Origin of the sequence: Pedobacter sp. WC2423, from assembly GCF_040822065.1 — a bacterium.
Classification (GTDB): domain Bacteria; phylum Bacteroidota; class Bacteroidia; order Sphingobacteriales; family Sphingobacteriaceae; genus Pedobacter.
Window position 1 is genome coordinate 2970827 of sequence record NZ_CP162005.1, and the last position, 15480, is coordinate 2986306.

The 15480-nt window shown below is 38.6% G+C and carries 15 protein-coding genes; 9 read left to right on the forward strand and 6 right to left on the reverse strand.

The window, feature by feature from the left end; all coding sequences use genetic code 11:
- The first annotated feature begins 2 nt into the window (after positions 1-2).
- Positions 3-1859: a Fe-S protein assembly chaperone HscA gene (gene hscA / locus AB3G38_RS12135; RefSeq protein ID WP_367868724.1), complete on the forward strand. Its 1857-nt coding sequence runs from the start codon at positions 3-5 to the stop codon at positions 1857-1859.
- A 64-nt stretch (positions 1860-1923) separates the two neighbouring features.
- Positions 1924-2880, forward strand: coding sequence for a zinc dependent phospholipase C family protein (locus tag AB3G38_RS12140; protein ID WP_367868725.1), 957 nt, complete (start codon positions 1924-1926; stop codon positions 2878-2880).
- Here AB3G38_RS12140 and AB3G38_RS12145 read toward each other — a convergent pair.
- The 4 genes from AB3G38_RS12145 to gldF all read right to left on the reverse strand — a co-directional run bounded on the left by AB3G38_RS12145 (position 2877) and on the right by gldF (position 7166).
- Entirely contained in the window at positions 2877-3536 is a 660-nt protein-coding gene (locus tag AB3G38_RS12145; protein ID WP_367868726.1) for a VTT domain-containing protein, read from the reverse strand. The two genes, AB3G38_RS12140 and AB3G38_RS12145, sit on opposite strands and share 4 nt — an antisense overlap.
- A 75-nt stretch (positions 3537-3611) precedes the next feature.
- Entirely contained in the window at positions 3612-4736 is a 1125-nt protein-coding gene (gene dnaN, locus AB3G38_RS12150) for a DNA polymerase III subunit beta (RefSeq protein ID WP_068395112.1), read from the reverse strand.
- 34 nt (positions 4737-4770) lie between these two features.
- Entirely contained in the window at positions 4771-6405 is a 1635-nt protein-coding gene (gene gldG / locus AB3G38_RS12155) for a gliding motility-associated ABC transporter substrate-binding protein GldG (RefSeq protein WP_367868727.1), read from the reverse strand.
- Positions 6406-6437: 32 nt separating this feature from the next.
- A complete protein-coding gene (gldF, locus tag AB3G38_RS12160) occupies positions 6438-7166 on the reverse strand; it encodes a gliding motility-associated ABC transporter permease subunit GldF (protein ID WP_367868728.1) in 729 nt (242 codons plus the stop codon).
- Between the two features lie 110 nt (positions 7167-7276).
- Here gldF and AB3G38_RS12165 point away from each other — a divergent pair, with 110 nt between their 5' ends.
- The gene (locus tag AB3G38_RS12165; RefSeq protein WP_367868729.1) at positions 7277-7885 is read left to right on the forward strand and encodes a YdeI family protein; all 609 of its coding nucleotides are present in this window, start codon (positions 7277-7279) and stop codon (positions 7883-7885) included.
- Positions 7886-8008: 123 nt separating this feature from the next.
- On the opposite strand, the gene AB3G38_RS12170 is transcribed toward AB3G38_RS12165, so the two are convergent.
- Together AB3G38_RS12170 and AB3G38_RS12175 are read right to left on the reverse strand one after the other, a co-directional pair.
- Entirely contained in the window at positions 8009-8539 is a 531-nt protein-coding gene (locus tag AB3G38_RS12170) for a hypothetical protein (protein WP_367868730.1), read from the reverse strand.
- Positions 8540-8629: 90 nt separating this feature from the next.
- Complete coding sequence (locus AB3G38_RS12175) at positions 8630-9337, reverse strand: ATP-binding cassette domain-containing protein (protein ID WP_367868731.1); 708 nt, start codon at positions 9335-9337, stop codon at positions 8630-8632.
- 108 nt (positions 9338-9445) lie between these two features.
- On the opposite strand from AB3G38_RS12175, the gene AB3G38_RS12180 reads away from it, so the two are divergent.
- From AB3G38_RS12180 to AB3G38_RS12205, 6 genes are all read left to right on the forward strand, one after another.
- Positions 9446-10933 (forward strand): glycine--tRNA ligase, encoded by a 1488-nt coding sequence (locus AB3G38_RS12180; RefSeq protein WP_367868732.1) that lies wholly within the window; start codon positions 9446-9448, stop codon positions 10931-10933.
- A 132-nt stretch (positions 10934-11065) separates the two neighbouring features.
- Positions 11066-11755 carry a CAP domain-containing protein gene (locus tag AB3G38_RS12185; protein WP_367868733.1) on the forward strand — a complete coding sequence of 230 codons (690 nt, stop codon included), beginning with the start codon at positions 11066-11068 and terminating at the stop codon, positions 11753-11755.
- 69 nt (positions 11756-11824) lie between these two features.
- Positions 11825-12304 carry a GtrA family protein gene (locus AB3G38_RS12190; RefSeq protein WP_183869507.1) on the forward strand — a complete coding sequence of 160 codons (480 nt, stop codon included), beginning with the start codon at positions 11825-11827 and terminating at the stop codon, positions 12302-12304.
- An 85-nt stretch (positions 12305-12389) separates the two neighbouring features.
- A complete protein-coding gene (locus AB3G38_RS12195) occupies positions 12390-14174 on the forward strand; it encodes an aromatic amino acid hydroxylase (RefSeq protein WP_367868734.1) in 1785 nt (594 codons plus the stop codon).
- 2 nt (positions 14175-14176) lie between these two features.
- Positions 14177-14878, forward strand: coding sequence for an SDR family oxidoreductase (locus tag AB3G38_RS12200; RefSeq protein ID WP_367868735.1), 702 nt, complete (start codon positions 14177-14179; stop codon positions 14876-14878).
- A gap of 97 nt (positions 14879-14975) precedes the next feature.
- The gene (locus AB3G38_RS12205) at positions 14976-15479 is read left to right on the forward strand and encodes a C40 family peptidase (RefSeq protein WP_367868736.1); all 504 of its coding nucleotides are present in this window, start codon (positions 14976-14978) and stop codon (positions 15477-15479) included.
- Position 15480: the final 1 nt, after the last annotated feature.

Here is a 15480-nt window from a genome sequence, read left to right on the forward strand (position 1 = left end):
TTATGGCAAAGATATCCATCAACCTGGCAACAGGTTCTTTACAAAAAGAAGAAATCATTGTAGGAATTGATTTAGGGACGACCAACAGTTTGGTGGCCTTTATTGATCCGGACAAAAAACCTAAAGTTATCAATGACACTGGAAAAGGGTTATTAGTACCTTCTATAGTCCATTTCGATGCAGCAGGAGATACCTTGGTGGGTAATGGAGCAAAAGAATTTCTGATCACTGACCCGGCCAATACCATATTTTCAGTTAAACGTTTATTGGGCCGGTCTTATAAAGACATTGCTGGTCATCAGGATACCTTCTCTTACAAACTAATAGATGAAGGTAATGATTCCCTGGTTAAAATACAGGCCGGAGATAAATTCTACACTCCTATTGAGCTCTCAGCAGAGATCTTAAAGGAGCTGAAAGCCAGAGCAGAACATGCTTTAAAAACACCTGTTAACCGCGCCGTAATTACTGTTCCTGCTTATTTCAATGATAGTCAGCGACAGGCCACAAGAGATGCAGGCCGTTTAGCAGGATTAGATGTTTTAAGAATTGTCAATGAGCCAACCGCAGCCAGTTTAGCTTACGGAATAGGACTTGATCCTACTGAGCAGAAAACGATTGCAGTTTATGATTTAGGAGGTGGAACATTTGATGTTTCTATTCTTGCTATTCAGAACGGCATATTTGAAGTATTGTCTACTAACGGAAATACTTTCCTTGGCGGGGATGACTTTGACCGTGCTATTGTTCATTACTGGATAGAGAAAAACAACCTTGATGCAGCTGCACTGGCCGAAAATCCGGGATTAATGCAAAACCTTCGTTTAAAAGCCGAAGAAGCAAAAAAAGCACTCAGCACCCAAAATCTGTTCAATGAAAAATCAGGAGACATCTGGTATACCCTTGACAGAAATACATTCGAGCAATTGATCGAAGCAAAAGTTAAAGAAACTTTAGCTTCTTGTCAGCAAGCTTTGAAAGATGCCAAATTAAGCATTACAGCTATTGACGAAGTGGTTATGGTTGGTGGATCTACCCGTACACCTTATGTAAAAGCGCAGGTTGCCGCATTCTTTGGCCGTCAGCCACACGATCAGATCAACCCGGATGAAGTAGTAGCCTTAGGTGCAGCAATACAAGCAGACATCCTTGCTGGTAACCGTTCTGACATCCTGTTACTGGATGTTACTCCCCTTTCTCTGGGTATTGAGACCATGGGCGGTTTAATGGATGTGATCATCGCCAGAAATGCAAAAGTTCCGACCAAAGCAGGCCGTCAGTATACTACTTCAATAGATGGACAGGTGAATATGAAAATCTCTGTTTATCAGGGAGAGCGTGATCTGGTTAAAGAAAACAGAAAATTAGCTGAATTCGATTTAAAGGGTATTCCGTCTATGCCAGCAGGAATGCCTAAAGTAGATATTAATTTCATCCTGAATGCCGATGGGATCCTAACCGTTCAGGCGGTTGAATTACGTTCTGGCGTGAAGCAGGAAATAGATATTACCCCTAGTTACGGCCTTACAGATGATACGGTAGAGAAAATGCTGATTGACAGTATTACCCATGCGGAAAGTGATGTTGCGCAAAGAATGCTGATTGAAGCCCGTGGCGAAGGAGAACAACTGGTTTATACCGCTGAGCGTTTTATTGATAAAAACGGTTTTGTTTTAACTCCGGAAGAATTAGAAAACACGAAACTATATATCATTGCTTTAAGAGAAGCACTGACCGAAGGAAATAAAGACACGATTCTTAAAAAGGCAGATGAACTGAATGAATTTACCCGTCCTTTTGCAGAGCGGTTGATGGACATCGCGGTTTCTAAAGCGATGAAGGGAAAATCGATTGATTAAGTAGCAAGCCTGCTGAAAAAGGTTTATTACCAAAGTATTTCAGAATAGCATTAAATTTACGAAAATGAAAAGACCTTTCATTTTCGTATTTTTTTTAGCACTTACTGTGCTAACCAGTTCCTGGGGATTTTTCGCACATATGCGAATTAACAGGCTTGCTGTATTTACGCTCCCTGCCGGAATGAGCAGGTTTTATAAATCCAATATACAATACCTCTCGGATCATGCCGTAGATGCAGATAAAAGACGTTATGCCGATACTGCCGAAGCACCCCGGCATTACCTTGATATAGAAGCTTATGAGGTTGAAACCGACAGTATTCCAAGAAAATGGAATGATGCAGCCAAAAAGTATGGGCTGCAAAAACTGGCTAAAAACGGTACACTACCCTGGCAGATCCAGCGTACCTATTATCAATTAGTCAAAGCCTTTAAAGAAAGAGATTCCTTAAAAATACTTTCTCACTCTGCTTATTTAGGACATTATATCTCCGATGCGCATGTTCCTTTGCACACCACAGAAAATCATAACGGCCAATTGACTAATCAATATGGTATCCACGCTTTCTGGGAAAGTCGTTTACCAGAATTATTCTCCGAAAAATATAGTTTTTTAGTAGGCGGAGCATTTTACATTGATGATCCTTTAAAAGAAACCTGGAAAATCATTACCCATACCCATCAGCTTGTTGATAGTGTTTTATGGATTGAAGCCCGTTTAAATCGTGGTTTCCCAGCCTACCGGAAGTATAGCTATTCTAAAAGAAATAAACAGGTGATGAAGCAATATGCTGTTGAATATGCCAGGGCTTATCATACCCATATGAATCATATGGTTGCCAGACAAATGCGGGCATCCATTCTGGCTACAGGTTCTTTTTGGTATTCTGCATGGATAGATGCCGGACAGCCAAAGCTCGAAAAGATGATTAAGCTACTGCCTGACGCGGCGGCAGCGCAAGAAATAAAGGAGCTGAATCTGAAGTTCAGCTCCGGAAAAATTATTGGCAGAGAAAACTAGCTCTCTATGATATCTTTAGTTTTGAATCTTGATTTTACTGCTGCGAAGATTACAGGAGCAAAGGTAACTACTGCAATGAATAGAATTACAATAGAGAAGTTATCTCTGACAATCGGAATCTGTCCCAGTAAAAATCCCGCAAAAAGTAAACTTGCGATCCATCCTATTCCTCCAATGATATTGTAATAAGTAAACCTGCCAAATGGCATTTTCGCTACACCAGCAACAAAAGGCGCTATAGTTCTGAAAATCGGCAGGAAACGGCTAAAAATTATTGCTTTACCACCATGTTTTTCAAAGAACATATGTGATTTATTATAATACTCCAGCTTTAAGATTTTATTTCCTTCCTTGAAGACCTTTATCCCAAAGAAACTACCCAGACGGTAATTTAAACTGTTACCCAGAATAGCTGCAATAACCAGAATAAGAAACATAATCCAGATATCCAGACCAGTGTTACCTTTAGCAATCAATGCCCCTACTGCGAACAACATAGAATCACCAGGTAAAAATGGAGTTACTACAAATCCGGTTTCTGCAAAAATAATTAGGAATAAAATAAGGTAGGTCCAGGTCTGGTAATTGCTTACCAGCTTAACCAATTCTACATCTGTGTGCAGAATAAATTGTATCAGCTGATTGATGATGTCCATAGTGTATCATAACAAACGTCATTACAGCGTGTTTATTTCGCTCATAATGACGTTCAGAGAAGTTGTTATCTAAAATTAATTATAGTTGTTCAGCATAACCGGCATAACCAGCATCAGGACATCTTCGTTTTCATCATTAGTTTGAGGGATCAATAAACCAGCACGGTTAGGCGTAGAAAGTTCCAAAGTCACTTCTTCACCAGAAAGATTGCTTAACATTTCAATCAGGAAACGCGCATTGAAGCCTATTTCAAGGTCTTCACCTTCATATTGACAACTTAAACGTTCATGAGCTTCATTTGCAAAATCAAGGTCTTCAGAAGAGATATTTAATTCACTACCGTTGATTTTTAACCTGACCTGGTGGGTTGTTTTATTGGCGAAAATAACTACACGGCGTAAAGTGTTCAGGAATAAAGCCCTGTCAATAATTAATTTATTAGGATTGTTCGCAGGGATTACTGCTTCATAATCAGGGTAACGCTCATCTATTAAACGGCATACCAGGTTGATATTCTCAAACTTGAAGAATGCACTGGTTGCATTATAATCAACTGATACATTAATGTCTGTTGATGGTAAAGCTGCTTTTAACAAAGTGAGTGCCTTTTTAGGCAGAATGAACGAAGCCGTTTTGTCTGCTTTACTGTCCATACGTCTGTATCTTACCAGTTTGTGTGCATCAGTGGCTACAAATGTGATAAACTGATCCGATAACTGGCAGAAAACACCTGTCATTGCCGGACGCAGTTCGTCATTGCTGACTGCGAAAATAGTTTTGGTAATTGCTTCTGTTAAAACTGAAGCCGGCAGGTTTACCGAAGAGGCATTTTCTACTACTGGAATTTTAGGAAAATCATCTCCATTTTCTCCGCTCAGTTTGTACTTTCCGTCACCTGCACTAATTTCAATAGAAAATGTAGCATCATCAATATTGAAAGAAATTGGTTGATCAGGTAGTGTTTTCAAAGTATCTAATAAGATTCTTGAAGGTACAGCAACTTTTCCGCCCTCTTTGGATTCAACAGGTAAAGAAGTAGTCATACTGGTCTGCAAATCTGTAGCAGAAATAGTTAAACTTCCGTCTTTAATCTCGAAAAGGAAATTTTCCAGTATCGGCAAAACAGTACTGCTGCTTGAAGCACCATTAACCGTTTGTAAATGTTTTAATAGCGTTGATGTGGATACAATAAATCTCATAATATGATTATGTCAGTTCTCAAAAATATAAAAATTACCTTGCATACTTATACTTGCGGTAATAATGTTGAAAAATTGCGAATGATATTAACAGTAATAATGGCAATATAAGATTAATCAACTGCCATTTACTTTTTGATTGTCTAAGCAACTGTTTATCCAGTAGCCTGACCTTTACCTCTTTATTCCTGATTTCGATTAAATTATCGTCACTCGACAAATAATCTGCAACATTTAGCAGAAAAGCCTTGTTTCCAAAATTCCGCTGCGTATACCTGTCAAAACCGAGCGGAAAAACAGAACCATCTCTGCCACTTACCTGATTCAGGAAAATATCCCCATCTCCAATCACAATCATTTTAGTCTTTTTACTTTGCGCGGTAACACCGTAATTTTCAGTAATCCCCGCAGGAACGCCCCGGTTTAAAAATACAGAAGGAAATACACCTTCCAATAGGATCGCTGTATTTTGCGGAGGGTTGGAATATAATTTCTGATCAGGTGCTTCAGCAACAACTCCTAAAGATAAAAGTTTAGGTGTATTGTAAGTAATATGATAAGGGGAGGTACGAAGAATTACTGTTTTATGAATCCCTTTGACACCAATTGTATCAACTGTGCTTAGGAATTCTGTTTTTATCCCATCAATATTTCTAACCATATTGTTCGATGTATCCGGAATTAGTACAGGATAGTATACCCAGGGAGCCATTTGAATATCACGCCCGGCTCCTCCATTCATCGCAATAGGAATCTCTGCACAATTTAAGTCAGCAACCAGGTTATAATTAACTCTTGCCCCATACATAAACAGCATATCATCCAGATTCAACTTATTGTTAAAAGCAAGCTGTTCCCCTTTTCCTTGTAAACTATCCAGACTGGCACTAACCTGATCTATACTCCAGACCACACTGCCACCATTCATTACAAAATAATTGATCTTATATTTTACCGCTTCCGAAAGCTCGCGCTGAGGCTTGGTCACGAAAAGAATTTTAAGCTTATCCAGTCCCTGTTTACTAATCTGATTCAAATCTACCCGCCCAACTTCATAACTATCGGATAAGGTTTTCATTGCATCACTTAAATACTGATCCGATGGTTCGCCATTCCCTTCTGTAAATCCTATCCGGGGATTCTCTCCTGTACTTACCTTTTTAATTGCTGAAGTAAATACATATTCCAGATTTTGAATAGAGTTATTAATATTATCCTCATAATTACCTCCGGCATCAAGATTCTGAAGTAACCGCACGGGAACTTGTCTTTCTCCAGCTTGTACAATAGCCATCGGGAAGACCATTTTCTGTGTAAAGCCTGCATCTTTTTTAATATTAAGATTTGTAGGTTCAATACCTATAGTATAGAGCTGACGTAAAACGGTGTCTTGTTCTTCTGCTGATAGTCCACTGATCGGATCAGAAAATACAACTTTGATCTTTACCGAAGAATTCGCTTTGTAGTCATTCAATAAATCTGCGGTAGCATGTTGTAAACGTTTAAATGCGGCAGGCAGTTCTCCATCTAAAAAGACGGTAATGGTAATTTGCTGTTGTGCCTTATTTAAAACTGCTTTGGATTTTGGATTTAAGGTGAATCTTTTTTCCTTCGTAAAATCAAAACGCATATAAAAGTAATTCGCCACGATGTTTACTAATATCAGCAAAACAGCGAAAAACATTATTTTAATTTTCTTATTTACCATTTCCTGCCTCCGATCACGATCCGGGTTAAACCCAGGAAGACTATAATAAAAGTGATAAAATAGACGGCATCACGTGTATCGAGCACTCCCCTGCTCATCGATTGAAAATGCGTATTGATACTCAACCAGCCAAACACATCTTCCAATACGGTAGAAGCGAAAATTTTGCCGAGTGAATCAAAACCACTGTAAGCAATAAATGAGAATAAAACAGCGACTGCAAAAGCAATCACCTGATTTTTAGTTATAGACGAGGAAAAAGTACCAATAGCTGCAAAAGCTGCACCTAGTAATGACAAACCTATATAGGAACCTGCAACCGCTCCACCGTCAATATTTCCTTTAGGCAGCCCCAGTTGTGTAATGGAATAATAATATAATAATGTTGGAATCAGCGCAAATAAAACCAGCGTCATGCAGGCAAAATATTTAGCCAGGATAATCTGCCAGTCGGTGAGTGGCCTGCTGGCCAGCAAGACATAAGTCCCTTCTCTGCGCTCTTCTGCGAAGGAACGCATAGTGATTGCAGGAATGAGAAACATAAATAGAAATGGAGCCAGACTGAAAAAGCCATTCAATTCAGCATAGCCATATTCAAGGATAGAAGTATCCGGAAAAAACCATAAGAGCAGCCCGGAAACTAACAGGAATACACCGATGGTAATGTAAGCCATTAATGAATTTAATAAACTGAATAATTCGCGTTTAAATACTGCGTACATGAAAAAAGATAATGATGCCGAAGTTAGTAAATATCGGGATGGAAAACAGATTACATTTTTGACTAAATTAGTATCAGTTGACCGTTGTTTTCTATTGAAGCATAAAGACCATGGGAAAATCAGATAATGGCATTGATCTATATATTGATCATGCAGCTGTTTTTGCGCAGCCAATATTAAATCACCTCAGGATGCTTGTACATGAAGCTTGTCCGGAAATTACAGAAAAGATAAAGTGGGGTTGTCCGCATTTCGATTATAAAGGCCCGGTATGTCATATGGCTGCTTTCAAAAATCACTGCGCTTTTGGCTTTTGGAAAGGAGCTTTGCTCCCGGATCTGCATCATCTTGTAGGAGAAGATAAACAACATGCCATGGGCCATCTGGGGAAAATTGAAACTGTTGAAGACCTGCCTGGTGATGATGTTTTGATCACTTATATCCAAAATGCAGTGATTCTGAATAAAGAGGGAATTAAGTTACCTAAAAAAGATAAGCCCCCTAAAACAGAATTACAGGTTCCTGATGACTTTATTGAAAGACTAGTACAGGTTCCTGCTGCCGGAGTTAATTTCGAGAAGTTCACTACTTCAAAAAGGAAAGAGTATCTGGAATGGTTTAACGAAGCCAAAACTGAAGCGACAAGATATAAAAGGATGGATAATGCGATAGAATGGATCGCAGAGGGCAAATCCAGAAACTGGAAATATGAACGGTGAGGACTCCATAAAAAAGCGTCTTAAAATAAAATTTAAGACGCTTTTCTTAGATAACAAAAACAAAAAGACCTTAAATTTTATTTAAGGTCTTTTTGTTTTTATAATTTAAAACTAGAAGTAAACTTATATCCCAAAGTTATAAGCTAATCTAAAACCTACAAATCTAGCTGCTCCGTTTTGAGACCATGACTCGTACCTTGCGCCTAGCTCAATACTGGATTTGTCAGCTACTGGAAATTCAACTCCCAAATTTGGTGAATAAACAAATGAAGTTCCTGCCCCTGTATTAGTACCAAAAGCAGCACCTAATTCACCACCAACGAATACATTTTCAGCCAAGAAATATCTTAATCCTGCCTTTACAGGAATAGCAGCATAATTGTCATATAATTTAACACCAGCAAATTTCTTAGCAGTGAAGCTCAAATAACCTGCACTACCAGTAAAGTTTAAATTATTTGCAATTGGTGTCTGGAAAAGTAGTGAACCTCCTACTCCTAATTTGTATAAATTATTAAAATTACCAGTTGGTAATCCAAAATCAACGCCAATTCCTAATTTCTGACCTGACATTGCAGGATCTTTTTTCTGAGCTGAAACGTTTGAGACTGCAAAAATTCCTGCTATAGCTGTTAGTAAAAATAACCTTTTCATGATTTCTAATTTAAGTTAGCGGATATAATCCTTACTGGATTAAACAAAAAGTCTGCCAAACCTAAATAATTTTATATAATAAACTAACTATCAACTAGTTAAAAACCTGAACAATTCTTCTAAAGAGTCAGTTTTATGTTGGCTTTTCAGCTCAATTAATGAGGAATCTGCTACAATTTTTCCTTTATTGATAATTACTACCTGCTCACAAAGCGCTTCTACCTCCTGCATAATATGTGTAGAAAGAACTACAGTCTTATCCCTGCCCAGATTTTTGATCAGTTCGCGGATATCAGTCAATTGATTGGGGTCCAGCCCCGTAGTAGGCTCATCCAGAATTAATAACTGAGGATCATGAATAATAGCCTGCGCTAAACCTACACGCTGTTTATAGCCCTTGCTCAGCATTGAAATCTTTTTATGCTGTTCCTCCCCAAGTCCTACCCTTTCTATAACCTCTCTTACTTTAACATCAGTTTGAGACAGCTGGTAAGTATTCGCTACAAAAGTCAGAAACTCCCGCACATACATATCTGTATACAAAGGTGTGTTTTCTGGTAAATAGCCAAGAATACGACGCATTTCCAGACTCTGAAGCTGCGAATCAAAGCCGCCCAAACTGGATTTGCCAGAAGTTGGCTTTAAATAACCGGTCAGCATCCGCATTGTTGTAGATTTACCAGCACCATTGGGCCCTAGAAAACCAAGTATTTTACCCGGAGAGGCCTGGAAACTAATACTGTCTACTGCTTTTTGATGACCGTATATTTTGGACAGTCCTTCTACCTTTATACTCAATGGGCTAATTTTAATTGTGATTGACAGCTGATAACTATCAATTCAAAAGTAATAATTCGTATTTAATATAAGGTAAAATTACCCTCCAAATTCTATATTTGCAGTATTATGGCCAAAACGAATAACGACGAACAATTTAAAAATGTGATCTCCCACGCCAAGGAATATGGTTTCGTATTTCAAAGCAGCGAAATTTATGATGGCTTAAGTGCCGTTTATGATTATGGTCAGTTAGGGGCTGAACTAAAAAACAATATCAAAACATACTGGTGGAAATCCATGGTTCAGATGCATGAAAACATTGTAGGTATTGATTCTGCAATTTTTATGCACCCTAAAGTATGGAAAGCAAGTGGTCACGTAGATGGATTCAGTGATCCAATGATCGACAACAAAGATTCGAATAAACGTTACCGTGCAGACCAGTTATTAGAAGATAAAATTACCCGTTATGAAAAAGACGGTAAAACAGATAAAGCAGCAAAATTACAAGCTGATATGGACGAAGCCCTTAAAGCTGAAAACCTCCCGCAGCTTAAAGTACTGATTGAAGAACATGAAATTGCCTGCCCTGTAAGCGGTACAAAAAACTGGACTGATGTACGTCAGTTTAATTTAATGTTCAGCACACAGTTTGGTGCAATGGCCGAAGGTGCTGAAGAAGTTTATTTACGTCCTGAAACTGCACAGGGTATTTTTGTAAACTTCCTGAATGTTCAAAAATCAGGAAGAATGAAAATCCCTTTTGGTATTGCTCAAATCGGTAAAGCCTTCAGAAATGAGGTCATCGCACGTCAGTTTATCATGCGTATGCGTGAATTTGAACAAATGGAAATGCAATTCTTTGTGCGTCCGGGCGAAGAAATGAAGTGGTTTGAATACTGGAAAGAAGCACGTCTGAAATGGCATACCGCTTTAGGTACAGATCCTGCGAAATATAAATACCATGACCACGCTAAACTTGCACACTATGCAAATGCAGCTACTGATATTGAATTTGAATTCCCATTCGGATTTAAAGAAGTTGAAGGTATTCACAGCCGTACAGATTTCGATTTAACGCAGCATCAGGAATTTTCTGGTAAGAAAATGCAATATTTCGACAATGATCTGAATGAAGATGGTAAGCCATATGGTAATTATATCCCATACGTAATTGAAACTTCAATCGGTTTAGACCGCATGTTTTTATTAACTATGATTGGTGCTTTTGAAGAGCAGGATCTGAGCGAAGGTGAAAAAACTGATAGCCGCATCGTGCTTCATTTACATCCTTGCCTGGCGCCAATTAAAGCAGCTATCCTGCCATTAACTAAAAAAGATGGTTTACCAGAAAAAGCAAAAACGATCATGGATAATCTGAAACTGGATTATAATGTAGTTTACGAAGAGAAAGATTCAATTGGAAAACGTTACCGCAGACAGGATGCAATCGGAACACCTTTCTGTATCACTATTGACCACCAGACACTGGAAGATGATACAGTAACTATTCGTCACCGTGACAGCATGGAGCAGCAAAGAATTGACATCAAAGATCTTGAAGAATTAATTGCAAATAAAGTAAGCTGGAAAAATCTGTTAAGACAATCTTAACAACGTTGCTATTGATTAGAATATAAGGCCTGCTCAATAAAGCAGGCCTTTTTTATGGAGTTATTCCTATAACTGGTTCCATTATTGTTGAGGAGATATAATTAAGTTCACTTTTCTGACGTTTACCTTAACATGAAATTCATCCCTATAGCATTCCTTCTATTTTTTTTCAGCACCTATGCTATAAAAGCACAGTCCTCTGCTAAAAACTGGACACCCGAAGAACTCGAAAATGCGAATACTGCCAAAAACACGAGTTATCTCAATGACGAAGAGAAAAAAATCATTTTTTATATGAACCTGGCACGTACCGATGGACAGAAGTTTTTCAATACTTATTTCCAGGATTTTGTAGCAGCTTATAACGTAGATATGCAGCAATACCGGAACTATGATGAACTGAAAGTCAATCGTAAAGATAAATATTACCGTGGTCTGGAAAAGGATCTGAAAACGATAAAAGGCTTAACCTTATTCAGCCCGGATGAAACTTTGACCTGGATTTCACAACAACATGCCAAAGACATGAAAAAACATAATCTTGCCGGACATAATTCCAGTGACGGAAGATCTGTATCGGACCGGATCTGGAAATATTATCCAGGACGGGCAGTTTCAGAAAACCTTGCCTTTGGCTTCTCTAAAGGCCTGGCCAATGTCTGTATGTTATTACTCGATAAAAATGTTCCGGATCTTGGACACAGGAAAACAATTTTAGGGACAAGTTATAACTTAAACCTTGTTGGCGTCAATATCAGCACACACCCAGGCTATAAATATTGTGCTGTAATTGACTTTATTTCCGAACCTGTCAACCGTTAATATGGGCTGTTATTTTTGATATCTGATATCAATTCATAAATTGCGCCCATTATACATTTCTAACCCAGCATGCGTAAAGCCGTACTCAGATTTATAGACTTTTTTTATCCTCCTTTTTCACGTTGGGTATCTCCTCACACCTTCAGATACATTATTTCTGGTGGGACAACTGCCGCAACAGGGATTATCGTTTATTATATAGTCTATAACTTCATCCTTCATCAGCAACACGTAGATCTGCCATTTCCTCCGGGAATGATTACAGCTCCTGTTGCTGCATTGATTATTGAGTCTGTTATTACTTTCATCATCGGATTTTCCCTGAATAAGTACCTGGTATTCACACAGTCACAGTTAAAAGGAAGAGTTCAGCTATTCCGATACGGTACTGTCGTAGCTACGAATATCCTGCTCAATTTTGCGATGCTGAAATTACTGGTAGAAACTTTTCACCTTTATCCAACCGTCGCCAAAATTATCTGTACAGTGATTCTTGCTGTATTCAGCTATTTCAGCCAAAAGCACTTTTCTTTCAAGGTAAAAAAATAAATCATCCAGAAGTAAAAGGGTTACGGTTTTCTTGATAAATCGTATGGTCAACCTTATCTTTAGACAAACACAAATATAAAAGGCAATGAGCGATTTTAATGACTTTAACAACCCCCGGGTAGCACAGCTTCCTAAACATCTTAGGCAATTTATCGTAGATCAGAACTATGCTAAATATACGCCTGTCGATCAGGCGGTTTGGCGTTATGTAATGCGTCAGAATTATAGTTATTTAAAAGATGTTGCTTATTATCCATATATCAAAGGTTTACAACGTGCGGGATTAAGTATTGAATATATCCCGGATTTACAAACAATGAATGATAACCTTGGTAAATTAGGCTGGGGTGCAGTTACTGTGGATGGATTTATTCCACCGGCGGCATTCATGGAATATCAGGCTTACCATGTACTGGTTATTGCGGCAGATATCCGTCAGATTAACCATATTGAATATACGCCAGCTCCGGATATCATCCATGAGTCGGCCGGGCATGCACCTATTATTGCAGATGCTGATTACAATAGTTACCTGAGTTATATCGGTTCTATTGGTGCTAAAGCCATGTTTTCGGCAAAAGATTTCGAATTATACGAAGCTATCCGTGCTTTATCAATTTTGAAAGAAGCAGTAGATGTACCCGAATTTGAGATTACCAAAGCTGAAGCACAGTTACAGGAGATCTCAGCGAATATGGGTGAACCTTCGGAAATGGCTTTATTGAGCAGATTGCACTGGTGGACTGTAGAATATGGTTTGATAGGCAGTCTGACTGATCCTAAAATATACGGTGCAGGTCTGCTTTCTTCGATTGGGGAAAGTTCCAGCTGTATGACAGAAAACGTTAAAAAACTGCCTTATACTATAGATACGCTAAATTATTCGTACGATATTACTAAAACGCAACCACAGCTTTTCGTCACAGAGACCTTTCAGAACCTGATTGATGTCTTAGAACAATTTGCCAATACAATGGCCTTTAGAAAAGGTGGTGCTGAAAGTATACGCAAAGCGATGGACTCTAAAAATCCGGCGACTGCAGTTTACAGCTCAGGCTTGCAGGTAACTGGCGTATTCAGTGATATGAGATTAAATGATTCAGGAGAACCTGTTTTTATTAAAACTACCGGGCCTTCTGCACTTTCTGTAGACAACATCCAACTAAATGGGCATAGCAAATTTTACCATAAGGACGGTTTTTCATCGCCGGTTGGCAAATTGAAAGACACCGGCTTACCGCTGGAAAACTTTGGCAGCGACGAGCTTTTTGCTTTTGGAATTATCGAAGGAAATACTACGGAACTGTTTTTTGAAAGCGGTATCCAGGTAAATGGAGTTGTTAAAGCAGTTTACAAACATGAAAATCAGGTAATTCTGATTGCGTTTGAAGATTGTACAGTTAAAGAACAAAACGGAAATATCCTTTTCCAACCAGAATGGGGTACTTATGATATGGCTGTCGGAAACTCTATTATTTCTGTTTTTAATGGTGCGGCCGATAAAGATGCTTACGAAGAAATCACCTATATCAGCGGTAAACAAACCGAAAAAGTTGTTTACGATGAGGTTACGAACCAATTGCACCATATTTACAAAGCAGTAAGACAGATCAGGGAAGAAGGTACTGGCGAAGAACGCTTGCCTGCTTTATTTGAAAATTTAAAAGCCGCTTATCCTCAGGACTGGCTTTGCGCTTTAGAGATTCTTGAGATAGCACATTATAACCAGACAGATCACAACCTGGAGCAGGAAATCAGGATCTACCTGGAAACCAAAGCTTCCGCTGAACCGCAACATCAAAAACTGATTCAGGATGGTTTACATGTCATAGAAAACCCTGTTACACAATTAATTACAGAAGAAGACTAAACATGAATATTGTATTAACAGGAGCAAGCAGCGGAATAGGTTTTGAAGCTGCCTTGGAATTTACATTACAAACTCAAAATAAGGTAGTCTGCATTGCCAGATCTGCTGATAAATTGAGAAAATTATTAGAAATCGCAAAAGGTATCAATCCGGATTGCACATTATTGCCGGTTGAATTTGATATTGTCAATGATGATTATGCAGCCTTAGTCCCATTTTTAAAAGAACGACTGGGTACAGTAGATATTCTGATCAACAATGCGGGTGCATTGATTAACAAACCATTCTTGGCACTTTCGGCAGAAGATTTAAATGAGATGTTTCACAGCAATGTGACGGGTCATTTTAATATGATTCAGAATCTGCTGCCATTGATGCATAATGGAAGTCATATTGTAAATATAGGAAGTATGGGCGGTTTTCAGGGGAGTGTTAAATTTCCGGGACTTGCAGCCTATTCATCAAGTAAAGGTGCATTACATACCTTAACAGAGTGTTTGGCTTTTGAATTGGCTGATACAGGTATTAAGGTGAATTGCCTGGCGCTGGGATCGGCACAAACGGAAATGCTGGAACAGGCTTTTCCGGGTTATCAGTCTCCTGTAATGGCTTTTGAAATGGGTAAATATGTAGCTGACTTTGCAAAAACCGGTCATAAGTTTTTTAACGGGAAGATCATTCCTGTTGCCGTTACTACTCCTTAATTTCACAAAGCAATAAAAAAAGACCCCTTGGCTTCCATGCCAAGGGGTCTTTTTTTTATTGCTTTGTGAAATATTTTGATAACTTAGCGGACGATATATGAAGAAAAGCCTGTTATTATTCTGCTTCGTAGTTCTTTTTGCCGCTTCCGGCAAGTCGCAGACTGTTCCTGTTAAGTATCAGGAATTACTCAAAAAAATGGTTGCTAATAAAACCTCTGATCAATTGATAGGTTTTGCAAAAACACTCATCGGAATACCTTACAGATATGCATCGAGTAATCCGGCTATCGGATTTGACTGCTCAGGTTTTGTCAGTTATGTATTTCATAATTTCGGTGTCAATGTTCCGCGTTCATCTACAGAATTCAACCAGGCAGGAACTCCTGTTAAGCTGGAAAACGCAAAGGTTGGTGATGTCCTTATTTTCACCGGAACCAATCCAAGAAAACGTGTGGTAGGCCACGTTGGCATTATCGCAGATATTGAAGGAGATACGATTAAGTTTATCCACTCTACTTCTGGTAAAGCACACGGTGTAACCGTTACCACACTTAATCCTTATTACAAAAGCCGTCTGATGAAAGCAGTTAGTATTCTTTAAT